At 51.7% G+C, this 13,816-nt stretch carries 12 protein-coding genes; 6 read left to right on the top strand and 6 right to left on the bottom strand.

Annotation, left to right across the window (positions count from 1 at the left end; all coding sequences use genetic code 11):
* The first annotated feature begins 63 nt into the window (after window positions 1-63).
* The gene (locus LMS44_RS14685; RefSeq protein WP_161463661.1) at window positions 64-1,248 is read left to right on the top strand and encodes a BaiN/RdsA family NAD(P)/FAD-dependent oxidoreductase; all 1,185 of its coding nucleotides are present in this window, start codon (window positions 64-66) and stop codon (window positions 1,246-1,248) included.
* A gap of 184 nt (window positions 1,249-1,432) precedes the next feature.
* Here the strand turns inward: LMS44_RS14685 and LMS44_RS14680 are convergent, their stop codons facing one another.
* Window positions 1,433-3,247: a sigma-54-dependent Fis family transcriptional regulator gene (locus LMS44_RS14680; protein ID WP_161463660.1), complete on the bottom strand. Its 1,815-nt coding sequence runs from the start codon at window positions 3,245-3,247 to the stop codon at window positions 1,433-1,435.
* 225 nt (window positions 3,248-3,472) lie between these two features.
* On the opposite strand from LMS44_RS14680, the gene LMS44_RS14675 reads away from it, so the two are divergent.
* Genes LMS44_RS14675 through LMS44_RS14660 form a run of 4 tightly spaced genes read left to right on the top strand, consistent with a single transcriptional unit; the run spans window position 3,473 to window position 7,113 of the window.
* On the top strand, window positions 3,473-4,000 hold the full coding sequence (locus LMS44_RS14675; protein ID WP_022522783.1) for a 2,4'-dihydroxyacetophenone dioxygenase family protein: 528 nt from the start codon (window positions 3,473-3,475) through the stop codon (window positions 3,998-4,000).
* A gap of 8 nt (window positions 4,001-4,008) precedes the next feature.
* Window positions 4,009-4,827, top strand: coding sequence for an SDR family NAD(P)-dependent oxidoreductase (locus tag LMS44_RS14670; RefSeq protein ID WP_027958417.1), 819 nt, complete (start codon window positions 4,009-4,011; stop codon window positions 4,825-4,827).
* Window positions 4,827-5,831: an alcohol dehydrogenase catalytic domain-containing protein gene (locus LMS44_RS14665; RefSeq protein WP_009287971.1), complete on the top strand. Its 1,005-nt coding sequence runs from the start codon at window positions 4,827-4,829 to the stop codon at window positions 5,829-5,831. Before LMS44_RS14670 ends, LMS44_RS14665 begins: the two co-directional genes overlap by 1 nt.
* Window positions 5,824-7,113: an MFS transporter gene (locus LMS44_RS14660; protein WP_009287972.1), complete on the top strand. Its 1,290-nt coding sequence runs from the start codon at window positions 5,824-5,826 to the stop codon at window positions 7,111-7,113. Before LMS44_RS14665 ends, LMS44_RS14660 begins: the two co-directional genes overlap by 8 nt.
* A gap of 210 nt (window positions 7,114-7,323) precedes the next feature.
* Here LMS44_RS14660 and LMS44_RS14655 read toward each other — a convergent pair whose 3' ends face one another.
* The 4 genes from LMS44_RS14655 to LMS44_RS14640 form a co-directional block, all read right to left on the bottom strand.
* A complete protein-coding gene (locus tag LMS44_RS14655; RefSeq protein WP_022522787.1) occupies window positions 7,324-7,635 on the bottom strand; it encodes a YqjK-like family protein in 312 nt (103 codons plus the stop codon).
* Window positions 7,610-8,014, bottom strand: a complete 405-nt coding sequence (locus tag LMS44_RS14650) for a phage holin family protein (RefSeq protein WP_161463659.1) — start codon at window positions 8,012-8,014, stop codon at window positions 7,610-7,612. The genes LMS44_RS14655 and LMS44_RS14650 overlap by 26 nt, the downstream gene beginning before the upstream one ends.
* Entirely contained in the window at window positions 8,014-8,346 is a 333-nt protein-coding gene (locus LMS44_RS14645; protein ID WP_022522789.1) for an ElaB/YgaM/YqjD family protein, read from the bottom strand. The genes LMS44_RS14650 and LMS44_RS14645 overlap by 1 nt, the downstream gene beginning before the upstream one ends.
* 109 nt (window positions 8,347-8,455) lie before the next feature.
* On the bottom strand, window positions 8,456-9,487 hold the full coding sequence (locus LMS44_RS14640; RefSeq protein WP_022522790.1) for a phospholipase A: 1,032 nt from the start codon (window positions 9,485-9,487) through the stop codon (window positions 8,456-8,458).
* 215 nt (window positions 9,488-9,702) lie between these two features.
* Here LMS44_RS14640 and mscK point away from each other — a divergent pair, with 215 nt between their 5' ends.
* On the top strand, window positions 9,703-13,017 hold the full coding sequence (mscK, locus tag LMS44_RS14635) for a mechanosensitive channel MscK (RefSeq protein WP_457548025.1): 3,315 nt from the start codon (window positions 9,703-9,705) through the stop codon (window positions 13,015-13,017).
* A 20-nt stretch (window positions 13,018-13,037) separates the two neighbouring features.
* Here mscK and LMS44_RS14630 read toward each other — a convergent pair whose 3' ends face one another.
* Window positions 13,038-13,796, bottom strand: a complete 759-nt coding sequence (locus LMS44_RS14630; protein ID WP_161463658.1) for a TlyA family RNA methyltransferase — start codon at window positions 13,794-13,796, stop codon at window positions 13,038-13,040.
* Window positions 13,797-13,816: the final 20 nt, after the last annotated feature.

Raw genomic sequence — 13,816 nt, 5'->3', positions numbered from 1 at the left:
TGCGACCCTGTTAGAATACCTGCCTTTTACGACGGGAGTCGCTCTCAATATGAGCTGTCCATTATGATCTATGACGTTGTCATCATCGGTGCTGGCGCCGCAGGCTTAATGTGCGCAGCGCAAGCGGGCTATGCCGGAAAGCGGGTCTTAGTGCTTGATCATGCTAACAAAGCGGGCAAGAAGATTCTCATGTCCGGAGGGGGCCGCTGCAACTTTACCAATCTTGGCACAACGCCACAGCACTTTTACTCTTCAAACCCTTACTTTTGTATTTCGGCGCTCAAACGTTACCGACCTGAGCACTTTGTTGAGCTGGTCGAGCGCCATGGCGTTGAACATGTTGAGAAAACGCCGGGGCAACTATTTTGTGCAACCTCGGCTAAAGATATTGTCCATACGTTACTAACCGAGTGTGAGTGGGCTGGGGCTGAAATCAGGCTCAGCACCCAGGTTACCCGCGTGGAGCAACAGGGCAGTGCCATGCGTCTAACGACTTCGATAGGTAAAATCGATGCCGGGGTGGTCGTCATCGCGAGCGGTGGGCTTTCCATTCCGAGCATGGGCGCGACAGGATTTGGCTACGACATAGCCCGTCAATTTGGTTTGGAGGTATTCGCTACGCGACCCGGGCTGGTGCCGTTTACCTTAAGCGATACCTGGAAAGCGCGCGCAGCTGAGCTCTCTGGTTTGAGCGTGCCAGTGGCTGTTAGTGCTGGCAGTCGCCGCTTTGTGGAACCCATGCTGTTTACCCACCGCGGCTTGTCTGGGCCAGCGATGCTGCAAATATCCAGCGTTTGGCAGCCAGGGGAGAGCATTAGTATCGATCTGCTGCCTAATGAAAACGTGGCGGAATCCCTGCGCCATGCACGCCAAGAGACGCCTAAGCGTCAGCTCTCGACTTGGCTTGGCGAACGCTTTCCGAAACGCTTTGCGCAAGCACTGCTGGAGTGGTACCCCGACCATGATTTGGCGCGGCCCCTGGCCCAGTATGCTAATGCCGCATTGGATGAGTGGGCGCAAAGACTCAACGCTTGGCAACTGAAACCAGCTGGAACAGAAGGTTGGCGTACCGCAGAGGTAACCATGGGCGGGGTCAATACCGACGCGATTTCGTCCAAAACCTTTGAGGTTAAAGGCTTACCACAGTTGCGTTTTATCGGAGAAGTATTAGATGTAACGGGAGAGCTAGGTGGGTATAACTTTCAGTGGGCGTGGGCGAGTGGCGTAGCCTGCGGGCAGGCTGTTTAATAAGCTGATCAAAGATTTGCAAGTGCCGTAAACCGATACACTGGCTGTATTAAGCCTCTTGTGTTTTGGCGATGGGTTCAAGTTTAGGGGCTGTTGACGTTTCGCTTATGGCAGCGCTGAAAAGTCAACAGAGCCTAGGGCAATGCTGCCAAGAGGTCGGCTGGTAGGTCGATCAGGTGCTTCCTTACAAGTGCCGAAACAGACTAGGATCTAATCCAGCTTTTTGAATTCGATAGGCTAGCTTAGCTCTCGTTACGCCTAGTTCTCTGGCGGCCTTAGACACGTTGCCATCTGTTTTATAAAGTGCATTTGACAAAATTTCTGCTTCACTTCTCCTGTGATATTTAGCGCTCTTCTGCGTATCGTCAAGCTTACCCCGGCCAAATAGATCAGGCCCACTTGTGCCAGCCTCCAGCTCTCCTGTGGGATCAATATTGAGGCCTGAAGGGGGATTGAGTTTTGTGGCAAAGCCAACGTCGTCAAACATATGAAACACATTGAGCGGCTCAGAATCTAGCGCGTTAATCACGCCACGTTCTATTAAATTCTGAAGCTCGCGAATATTTCCAGGATAACTATAGTCTAAAAGTGCTTCACTGGCCTTTCGGGTGAGTCCTGGAATATTTTTTTTATAAACGTTTGAGTAGCGGTATAAAAAATGTTCGATCAATAAGGGGATATCATCCTGGCGTTCTCTAAGAGGGGGAAGGCGAATAGGAAAAACATTTAAGCGGTAATAAAGATCCTCTCTGAATAGTCCATTCTGCACTTCCTTGAAAAGATCTTTATTTGAGGCGGCAACAACCCTGACGTTAACTTGAATAGGGTGTGCACCACCGACTCTTTCTATCTCACCATTCTGCAGGGTGCGAAGAAGCTTACCTTGTGCCTCATAACTTAATGATGGAATTTCATCAAGAAATAGTGTGCCCCCATTGGCTCGTTCGAACCGACCCGGTCGACTTTTTTCTGCACCTGTAAACGCACCTTTTTCTACGCCAAACAGCTCTGCCTCAACCAATGTGTCAGGGATTGCAGCACAGTTAAGGGCGACAAAGGGGCCGTTTGCCAAGTTGCTTTTGCGGTGAAGCTCGTTAGCAAACAAGTCTTTCCCAACACCTGATTCTCCATTGAACAGTACCGTGGCTGGCGTTGGCGCGACTCTTTCGATCTTCTGCAAAGCAATACTGACTGCTGCTGAAATACCCACGATCTTTTGGGTATCTATTTTCTCATGGATAGAGGCAGGAGATGACGCTGTCGTCACGCCAGTGGTTTCCACGTTAGCCTGTCGAGACGACTTACGCGCTTCAGGCGCAAGGTATTCTCCTGGAGTGAGCCAGCTAAGGTCATGGGTACTGCCTATTTCTTGATTTGTCATCTCACCTACGATTCGGCAGAAAGAGCCGCCGCAGCCAGCACACTCCAACTCACGATATATCACTCGCTTACCGTAGAAAGCACTGGCGTAGCCGCTGGCATAACCTAGCTGCATCCAGCAAACCGGTTCACGTGATAGGCCGTACGCATTTATATGTTCGGCGGCTTCGATTGAACCATGCCAAAGGAACTCGGCATTGAAAATACCGTTCGGGATGTCGTGGTCGCGTCGTACCGTTTCGACTTTAACCATCCCCATGACCGCATGTAACCGCTCTCCCGCGGTCAACGCACCAGCTTCATCGTTTAGTGGCCAATGTTTTCGTACAAAAGCTGCGTCGGCAGATCCAGCTGAAAAACCTACGCGCATCAGCAAGCTGCATGCTCTAGAAAAGCCTAGTGATTCAATGATTTCTCTGCGCAACACACCAAATGCATTAGCCCCAAGTAGCACCATGCGGCGATCATCGAACCAAATTTTTCCATCGTTAGGGGTAAGGCGCAGCCTCTCTGTCAAATCACGTAAAGTGGGTGGGTCTCCATCATCAAGGCCTATCTCACAAGAGCTCGCTTGATTGGGTTGCGTTGTCATTTTCGAAAGCGTCATTTTTTTTGTCATGTCTTTCTCATTTTTTTATTAAAAATATTAAATTAATTAAATACTGGCGAGTCTTGTTCAATCCTTCAGTTGTACTTTAGTCGTGTCTAGTCTCTTAACTTCCTTTGCATAATAAGAATTTTACTTTATTTTTTATACTAAGGTCTAGGTTTTGAGTAGTTGGCATAGCAATTGCTGAATAGTTCTCTGTAATACATCGTTTCCATAAATAAAGTGAGAACAATAATGGCTAATGCACCCGCTAGTAATGCTTATCGTATCGTAGAAGTTCCTGAACCAATGAAGGCAATGCAAGACCGATTTGGGCGTGAGGGAAGCTATGTAGGGCTCTCTGAGGTAGAAAGCCCATGGGTTCCTTTTGGTGATAATGCAGCTATACGGCATCTGGCCTTTGATGTAAGGAATAATGTTTATTGCAATATTTTATGGATTAAAAGCCCTGGTGTGATTGGTACCCATAAGCACCGAGGAATGGTATGGGCTGTAGGAATGGAGGGATCTTTCCGATATTTGGAATACGACTGGGTTTGCGGGCCTGGTGAGTTTATAACGGAAATGCCCGGACAGGCTCACACGTTAGTGACCGACGATGCTAATGGAATGAAAGCTCTATTTTGGATGCAGGGAGCTAACGAGTTCTTCGATGAGAAGGGGGAGTGGGCAGAAACGCTGGATGTTTTCTGGTTCATCAATCACTACGTCACTTATTGTGAAGAACACAATATCCCCATCAATGAACAGTTATTTCTATGAGGTGGGATATGCGTGTATTAGAGCAATTCAGCGTAGAAGGGCGTTCAGCCCTGATCACGGGGGGAGCCTCAGGTTTAGGACTTGCCTATGCCGAAGCGTTGGCAGAAAACGGAGCTAACGTGACACTAGCGGATATAAACATCGACGCAGCCGAATGTGAGGCACAAAGACTCCGTGACGAAGGCTGCAAGGTTCATGCTGTCCAGCTAGATGTCGCTGATCGAATGCAGACCAGTCGAGCCTTCGAAGAACATGTCCGCCAGTTTGGCAACTTGGATATTGTTTTTGCTAATGCGGGGATCGATCCTGGGGCAGGGTTTTGGAACCCTTCAGGAGGGCGAAATAGAGATGGTCAGATTGACGTTTTAGATCCAGCCCGCTGGGATAGAACAATTTCTATTAATCTGACGGGGGTCTTTAATACTCTGCGAGTGGCAGCTAAATACATGAAGCCACGGCGTCGAGGATCAATTGTTGTCACGTCCTCCAATGCTGCCTTTATTACAGAGCCTGTGGTCGGGCTTGCTTACATGCCTGCAAAAGCGGGAGTGTCCCATTTAGTACGTCAAGTTGCCTTAGAGTTGGCAGAGTTCCGGATCCGGGTCAACACTATCGCGCCCGGCGGTTTCGTAACCAACATTGGTGGTGGCTGGTTGAAAGACGAAGCAGTTCGCCAGGCCTGGAACGCCAAGGTACCTCTAGGGGAAATCGCTGATCCTGAACAGATCAAGGCACTGGCGCTATACCTAGCCTCTGACGCCTCTTCCTATATGACCGGTGCTCAATTGGTTATTGACGGAGGCACTTCTCTTGGGAGGGTGGGCTGATGCGTGCTGCCGTCTTTCAGGGGTTACACCAGCCTTTAGATGTTTGCGAACTTCCAGACCCTACACCAGGAGACGATGAGGTTGTCATCCAGGTGAAACGATGTGGAATTTGTGGCTCCGATCTCCATATGACTGAGGATCCCATTTTCGGCATTTGTCCTGGCGATGTGCTGGGTCACGAATATGCAGGCGAGATAGTCGCTTTAGGTCGAAAAGTCAGTGATGTATCTATAGGAGATCTTGTATCCGTTATACCTTTCCGAAGTTGCGGTTATTGCGCTGCATGCCGTTCTGGGAATCCTGCTTGGTGTCTAGATATGGCGTTGGAGGGAGGGGGATATGGTGAATATGCCGTCACCGCTGCGCGCCAGTGCGTACCTCTTCCTCTCAATGCAAGCATGGACGACGGTGCAATTGTAGAGCCTTTAGCCGTTGCTCTCCATGGTCTCCAGCTATCCGGCATGAAACCTGGTGACCGTGTCCTCATCCTTGGTGCTGGGCCTATCGGGTTAGCTGTCGCTTTTTGGGCGCGCCGCTTTGGCGCTCAGACGGTTGTCATACAGGATATTACCCGATACCAAGAACAACGTGCCTATGACATGGGGGCGACCGGTTTTGTTTGTGATCCATATCAACCCATTAAAGCTGCAGAGCGGTCACTTGGAGGTTCAGCAGACATAGTATTCGAGTGTGCGGGCGTTCCTGGTCTCATTGCGCAAGCCATTGAGCAGGTTCGCACGCACGGTACGATTCTGCTTCTTGGTTTATGCACTAAGTCTGACAGCTTTATACCCTTTAGTGCTTTATCAAAGGAAATACGCCTTCAAACTGCCGTTTTCTTCTCACGACGTGAATACGAAAGTGCGTTGGATATTCTCGATTCTGGCGTTGTAGAGCCTCGCCATTTAATCACCGAGACCGTGCCACTTAACAATGTGCCAACCGCATTTGAAGCGTTAAAAAAGCGCACCCATCAATGCAAGGTGTTAATAAGCCATGACTAACAATAATACAGCTACCCTGCCTAACACGCCCAATAACACTCGTTATCAAATCCTTTTAGTTACTCTATTGAGCCTTAACTTTGGCATTGTATTTTTTGACAGGAATGCACTTAACTTCCTGATGCCATTTGTTCAGCCGGAGTTGGCCTTGACAAACCTACAGATAGGCCTAACAGCCTCTGCGTTATCAGTCACCTGGGCAATATCTGGTTTAATATTTGGTGCAATGTCTGATCGAAGTGGCCGAAGAAAGATATTTTTGATCATGGCGACGATTGTGTTCTCTCTCTGCTCTTTTTTATCAGGTCTTGCCACCTCATTCTTATTGCTTCTCGGTGCTAGATTGCTTATGGGTGTTGCAGAAGGCCCTATCCTGCCTATATCGCAATCAGTAACGGCAATAGAAGTTACTCCTGAAAGGCGGGGTATTGCTATGGGGGTCATGCAGAACTTCGGGTCAAATTTATTGGGTTCTTTTGCTGCGCCGGTTGTTCTTGTGGCTGTTGCTTCTGCTTTTGGCTGGCGAGAGGCGTTTTTCCTTGCAGGGCTTCCAGGTCTTCTAGCCGCTGGACTCCTCTGGTGGTTAATGCGTGAACCGACAGCATCTTCAGTACCTATCGCAACGGGTGTGAATCAGTCCTGTCAGCGCCCAAGTCTCAAAGAGGTCTTCGCTCATCGAAATATGCTGCTATGTTCGCTTATTGCGGTGTTATTGATTGGATACTTAGTAACTTGCTGGTCTTTCATGCCAATTTACCTAACCAGTGTACGTGGTTATTCTGCTGAAGCCATGGGGTGGCTGATGGGAACTTTAGGCATCTCGGCAGCGGTCGGAAGCTTCGTCGTCAGCGGTATCTCTGACAAAATTGGTCGTAAGCCAGTAATGGTAATTACCCCATTTATGGGGCTCATCCTCACCTTAAGCGCCATGTATTTTGATGGCTCGGCTATTATTCTGGCAGTGTTGTTTTTCTTTGGTTGGGCATTGAACGGCATCTTTCCGCTTTTTATGGCCACCGTTCCCTCTGAAACCGTCGATTCGCGCCATATTGCAACAGCCCTGGGTTTTGTAATGGGTATTGGTGAGATATTGGGAGGTGGGGTTCTACCGGCGCTAGCAGGCGCTGCGGCAGATAGTGTTGGCCAATCCGCACCGTTGTGGTTAATGAGCGCTATTTGTGTGATTGCTGGAGTCCTGGCTTTGGGGCTCAAAGAGACCGCACCAGCAGTTCTGGTTAAGCGTGCTCAGGCGCCTGATGTTTCGGCATCTTTCAGCAGTTAGTCGCTAAATACCGATAATCACACAAGAAGCTCAGCTTTCGGGCCAAATGTGTCGGGTATAAGCGAATAGCGAGCTATTTAACGAAAGTGATCAAATTAAGTTGGCCGACAGGCCAGAATTTTTCACTGAGTGGCCGCCTTAAACGATGTTTGGCTAATCTCCGCTCGCTGGCTTCTAAGGTACAGTCAGCGAGCCGCACAGCCGTCCAAATTAACTAGCCACTTTGGCTAATAATTTAAGTTTTTTGAGTAGCATATAGCCCGCAAGGACTTTTCTGCCTGCCGCCATTGCTCCACCTGGGTGGCGCATCAGCTTGAATGCAGCAAAGCCGCCAATGGCGTAAAGCGGCAGCTTGAAGCTTTGCCAGTTTCTATCCAGTGGTGAGGCGGCTTGCTGTAAAAATTCGCTATCGACCAAAATATCCACGCGCTGCTGCTCTAGCTCGGCTAACAAAAGCGCTTTGCGTTCAGCGCGGCTGAGCGGTTTGGTTGGTGGCTTAGCGGTGTCTGCGGATGGTTTCATCACTTGGCTCCTCAAGCAGTGCTCGATCAGCAGCAAGCTGTCTGAGTGTTTCTTTTAACAGAGAGTGTTGCTTGGACTGGCGAATCGCAATAACCGCGAGTAGCAAACTGGCGCCGATCAGCACACCTGCACTGATGGCAATGGCGGTTAAGCGATAGGTATCCCAGAATATAACCACTACCAGTGCCGTCAAAGTGGCAATACCCAACAAGAGCAGCAGTAAGCTAGCTCCTGCCAGAAGAAGTAGAACCAGTAAGCGAGCACGCTCCTCTTCTAACTCAAACACCGCCAAACGCAGGCGGGTTTCGCTATTCGCAATCAGCGATTTCAGCAAGCGTTTGGCGGCAGAGAAGACGCGTTGGGTGGGGCCCAAAGCCATTAGCGACGACCGAGCAGCATACCCACAACCATACCTACTGCGGCACCAATGCCAATACTTGTCCAGGGGTTTTCATGGACGTAGCGATCACACGCATCGGCCTGATGAGTCAGCGAGTCGCGGGTTTCGTCATAAATACGCTCGCCACGCGCTTCAAGACGTGCACGAGTGTCTTTCAAACGACGTTCGGCGCGAGTACGTAGATCGTTCATCTCTCCGCTGGCATCTTTAGCGGTCGCATTGACCAGCTCTTCAACGGTTTCACTCAAGTGGCGCAGATCATCTTTGAGTTGATCGGCTTGAGTAGAGTAGGTGGGTTGACGTTTAGCCATGGAGTCTTCCTTTGACGAGTGAATGATTGGGCTACTAACTATTAGTTACTGTATTTTTGCTGCTGACTACAAGCATAGCAGTCAGCTAGTAACAGACAAGCAAATGCGTCTATCGGTTCAGCCCTGTCGCACTAAATAAGGGATTTAAACTAAACCCAAGGCTCAAGCGGTGCACGCGATGATCATAATCGATCATGCTTTCACCATATCCGTAGTAGTACTGTACATGCGCTCGCAAGCTGTTGAAAGCGGGCCAGCTGTAATCAATCTGGGTGCCGATATTGCCAGCGCTGGGATTGCCGCGTAACTGACCGCTCACTTCATGGTTATTATTGAGACGCTTGGCGAGGCGAATATCGCCGTATCCCATGTAGCGTTCGATATCCGGGTTGTCGTCATCCTCTGAGGATTCCGGTACCCGCCAGTGGGGTGCCAGGGTGAACGCCCAGTCGCCGCGCTGGAAGGTGCTTTCAAGGTATACCCGGTTCCAACTGCGCGAGAGAGGATCTGAGCGACCATTAGACTGGTGATTGAGAGATACTCGGTTGCGGGTATTCACCCAGCCAAGCGCTTCCCAGGCATTGTCAAAGTCGATAAACACTTCCGGCTCGTAGTTGGTTTCCCTAAAGGGTGATGAGGCGTCGGTATTATAAGCCTGCCACCAACTGCGCTGGGTGTAGCCAAAGTAGACGTCGCCGTAGTTACCGAATACCTGTTCAGCCAGATTAACCTTGGCACTGAACTGGAATTTTAACTCCACGCGATCTGCGGGGGTGCCGTTAGCCACCGTGCGGAAACTTTCACGATTTTGGTTAGCATTGTAACTAACAGGGAACAGATAGTTGGTGCGGTGGGTGGTGATTGAAAACGGATTCCGGGTTGATTCCTGCTCAAGTTCACGGCGATCGCTTAAATCTTCCCTTGCAGCCTCTTCAGGCAACTGTTCAAACGGTATGTCTAGCGCGGCGTCTTCGGGGTTTTCTATCTGCTGCAACTGTTGATGCAGATCATACAGTTCAGCATTGAGGGCACGGATACGCGCCTCAATCTCTTGCTGAGACTCGGCAACGGCATTCACACTAAACGTAGCAAGGCTCAGCAGAACAATAAGTTTCGTCAACGGCAATTTTCGGGTGACCATCAAGGTGACTCGCAAAATGAAGGAATAAGTAAACGCCAAGCTTGTTTCTATCACGCCGCCTGTGGAAGTCAACACCTCTGATTGCGCTGACCATCAGAACGCCTGACAATAACCTCATTCTCCGTCTCTGCGGAGCATTTGATGTCAGCGAGGCTCTAAGTAACGTGTTGATACGTAACGTGGTGAGATGCGCCTGTAAGTGGAGTATAACCTGTTTGTTGCTGCTGCTTGTCATGAGCAGTGTCGCTATTAATCCAGCCTACGCTGCGCTTCAGACCAATATGCTGGAGCGGGTGCCCGAGCAGGCTGAATTGGCATCAAGGCTTGCTCAGTTAGAAGCCCTTGAAGAACCCTTGACCGCCCAGCAGGCCAACGATAAAGAGGCCCTGGAAGCGGCCCTCGAAGCTTATGAGCGGCTGGCTTCTGTTGACGAGCGTCTTGCCGCGCTAGATACCCGGGTAGAACAAGCCCCTGAAATGTTAGCACGCCTGCAGCGCGAGTTGAGCGAAGCGGAAGAAGCTTCGCAGCAGCTAACGGTTGCCGACTTGAGCGACCGCCCCCTCGACGAGCTGGAAACGTTGCAAACTAACGCCGTGGTCGAGCTGCAGCAGTTGCAAAGCCAATTGGCGGAAGTGAACTCGCAACTGTTAGCCGCTCAAACACTCCCTGAGCGGGCCCAGCAATCCATTGCGGAAACCCTTCAGCGCGCGGAAAGTTTACGCCGACAGCACGATGAGCGCGAGGCTTTGCTGGCGGATCGTCAACTTTCTGCCCTTAGCGATGCGCAACTGATCCAATTACGCCTTGAACGGGCGCTGGCCGAACGCGAAGTAAGCTTTTATCAGCGCGAGCTAAGCGCTAACAGCCGCCTGCGCGAATTAGCTCAGGAGCGGCGCGATGTGCTGATGCTGCAGGTCGATTATCAAGAGCAGCAGCTAACGATGTTACAAGGGGTGATTGATCGGCAGCGTCGGTTGGCCTCTGAACAAGCCATTGCCGACGCTGCCAGGGATAACCCGCTGATCGCCGCGGGACATCCGGTGGTGGTGCAAGCGCAGCAAACCAACCAGACCCTAAGCCTGGAGCTGCTACGGGCAACCGACCGTGCTAACACTGTTGTGCGTGACAATATTGAAGCCCAGCGGCAGTTGGAGAACGTGCGTCAGCTACAGCGTAGCCTTAATGAGCAAATCGAGGCTATTCGCGGCAGTCAACTGCTGTCGCGAATTCTGCGCGAACAGCGCAAGTCGCTGCCTCCGTTGTCTGCGCCCCGGGATTTGCAGGACGAAATTGCCGACCTGCGCTTAAAGCAGTTTGATTTAGTCCGCCAGCGCGATCAGCTACGCCAAAGCGAACAGTATGCTGCTACGCGGCTGTCCGAGGAGGGCATAGAGGCGACGCCGGGACTGATCGATTCCCTTTCGCAGCTTTATCAATCCCGCCGTGAGCTGGTCGAGCAGTTGGAACAGTCTTACGGCAGCTTATTAAGTGCGGCGATTGAGCTTCAGCTCAACCAGCAGCAGCTGGTCACAACGACCAGTGAGCTGCGTAAAACCATTGATGAGCAGCTGTTTTGGGTTGCTAATAGTCGCCCTTTGGATATCAATTGGCTGCGTCAATTGCCCCGCAACCTCCAGCTGGAGTGGCAGGAAGGGGAGTGGCGAGCCATTTTACCCACTCGCTGGAAAGGGCTCTCTTGGGAGGTGCTCAGAGGGGCGCCCCTGATGGTATTAAGCCTAGTATTAATCGGGTCACGACGCCAGATTAAAGCCCGATTGGACAAACTGCACTCGCAGATTGGTCGGTTAAAAAGCGATACCCAGCTGCATACCCCCAAAGCGGTGCTGCTGAATGCGCTGCTAGCGCTCTCCGGCCCGCTGGCCTTGGCGGGGGTTGGGGTTGGGCTCTTGGGGGCAACTGGGCCATTGGCTAATAGCGTTGCCCCTGCGCTGCTTCAGTTGGCGTTAAGTTGGGCGGTGGTCGCCTGGGGCCGCAGGCTATTGGTCGCCGATGGCGTGGCCGAGCGCCACTTTACCTGGTCTGCGCACTACAACGCTCGGTTACGCCAGCTGTTAGGTGGGTTAGGCATTTCCTTGGTGCCTGTCATAGCCATTGCGGCGATGTCTGGAGAGATGGAAACCCCGCTGGCACTGCGTCCCGTTGCGTTGGGGTTGCTGTCGCTTGGGTTGTTGGCGATGAGCTGGTGGCTGGCGCAGTTGATACTGGCGCATATCCCTATTTTTGGCGTGCGCCTGTTTCGCTTGCTGTTGGGGCTTGCGATGGCCTCGGTGCCGCTGATGCTGTTGGGATTGGTAGTCTGGGGCTACGAATACACCGCGTTGCACCTAGTGGGGCGATTCGCGATCACGCTTTACTTGCTGGGGTTATGGGTTGTGGTGGAGGCGACCTTGGTAAGAAGCCTTGCGGTGGCTGCAAGGCGGCTTGCCTATCGCCGTGCTCTGGCGCGCCGTCGTGCTCAGGTGCAGGAAGGGGCGGAAGGTGGTCTCGAAGTCGTGGAAGAGCCGCCGCTGGATATGGAGCAGATCAATAGCCAGTCGCTGCGGCTTTCCAAGTTGATTGTCTTGATCGGCTTCAGTGCGCTGCTTTATTTGGTCTGGTCAGACTTGCTCTCGGTGCTCGGCTATTTGGACAATGTGTCATTGTGGGAGGCGCAAGAAGGGGATCTGGTCGATAACGCTCTATCGATATCCGACGTCTTTGCTGCACTGCTGATTGTCGCTATTACCTTTATCATGGCAGGCAATCTACCCGGCCTGTTAGAAGTGATGGTGCTATCCCGGCTGTCATTGAAACAGGGCAGCGCCTATGCCATTAGCTCGCTGCTCTCCTACACCATTGTGGGTACGGGGGTTGTCATGGGGCTGTCGACCCTGGGCGTTTCCTGGGACAAGCTGCAGTGGCTGGTGGCCGCCTTGAGTGTGGGGTTGGGGTTTGGCTTGCAGGAAATTTTTGCCAACTTTATATCGGGCTTGATCATCCTGTTTGAGCGCCCGATTAGGATTGGCGATACGATTACCCTGGGAAATTTGCACGGCACCGTCAGCCGTATCCGTATCCGTGCGACCACTGTCACCGATTTCGACCGTAAAGAGATTATTATCCCCAATAAAACCTTTGTGACTGACCAACTGATCAACTGGTCATTGTCGGATAATATCACCCGTGTTGTGCTCACCTACGGTGTGGCCCACGGCTCCGATATGGCCAAGGTGCACCAGCTATTACGTAAGGTGGCGGACGAAAACCCCCGCGTGCTAACCGACCCAGAACCTCAGGTTTTCTGTTTAAGCTATGGACAGCACAGCCTCAATTTTGAACTGCGTATTTTCGTCAATGATCTGCTCGACCGGCTGTTTGCTGCCGATGAAATCAACTGCCGTATAGATGCGCTGTTTCGCGAAGCGGGTATACGCGTGGCGTTTGAGCAGATGGATGTGTGGCTACACCCTGAGCAAGGCGAGGAGGTTAAAGTGCAGTCGGCGAATCAGTTGCCCCCTGCGTCTACGTAATGCACTTTAAGCTCTCTTTTTTAAGGCTCTTTTACTGCATGCAGGAGAAATTCTCGGTTGCCGTCGCCACCGGTGATCGGGCTCTCCTGCCAATGTTGAATGGTAAGTCCGCAGGCGTCGCAACTGCGACGAATGTTGACCTCCACTTCTGCAAAGCGTTTAGCGTCGCGTACCACGCCACGTTTATCCAGGGCGCCAGGGCTTAGCTCAAACTGCGGTTTCACCAGCGAAATCAACTGACCGCCCGCTGGCAGCAGGGCAGCAATCTCGGGCAGAATCAGCGTTTGCGATATAAACGACACATCCATGATGGCGCTATCAATGGGGAAAGCAGCAAGCGCGCTATTGAGGGCTTCGCTACTACTCATCGAGCGCGCATTTATCCCCTCTAGACAGGTGACGCGTGGGTCGTTGCGCAACTCAGGTGCAAGCTGTCCGTGGCCAACCTCTACACCAATCACATGGTGGGCGCCAAAGTGCAGCGCACAGTCGCTGAAGCCGCCGGTTGATTGACCAATGTCGAGCACAACAGCGTCATCAAAACGCAGCTCAAGCGCTGTGAGCACCGCCTCTAATTTCAACCCTGCTCGGGACACATAGCGCTCTTCGGGATCGTCCTCTACTTCAAACCGGGTATCGTCGGGCCATTTTTCGGATGCTTTGGTTAACGGCTTACCGTTCTCGGCAAGCCGTATCCGCCCGTGCCGAATAAGCCTTTGGGCGCGGGTACGCGAGTTGGCCAGCCCCTGGATGACCAACAATTGATCGAGTCGCATCATAGTGATTGAAAGTGTCGCTA

The sequence above is a fragment of the Halomonas profundus genome (assembly GCF_020865425.1).
Classification (GTDB): domain Bacteria; phylum Pseudomonadota; class Gammaproteobacteria; order Pseudomonadales; family Halomonadaceae; genus Vreelandella; species Vreelandella titanicae.
The sequence above is the reverse complement of the archived record's forward strand: the minus strand, read 5'-3'. Positions and strand labels throughout refer to the sequence as shown.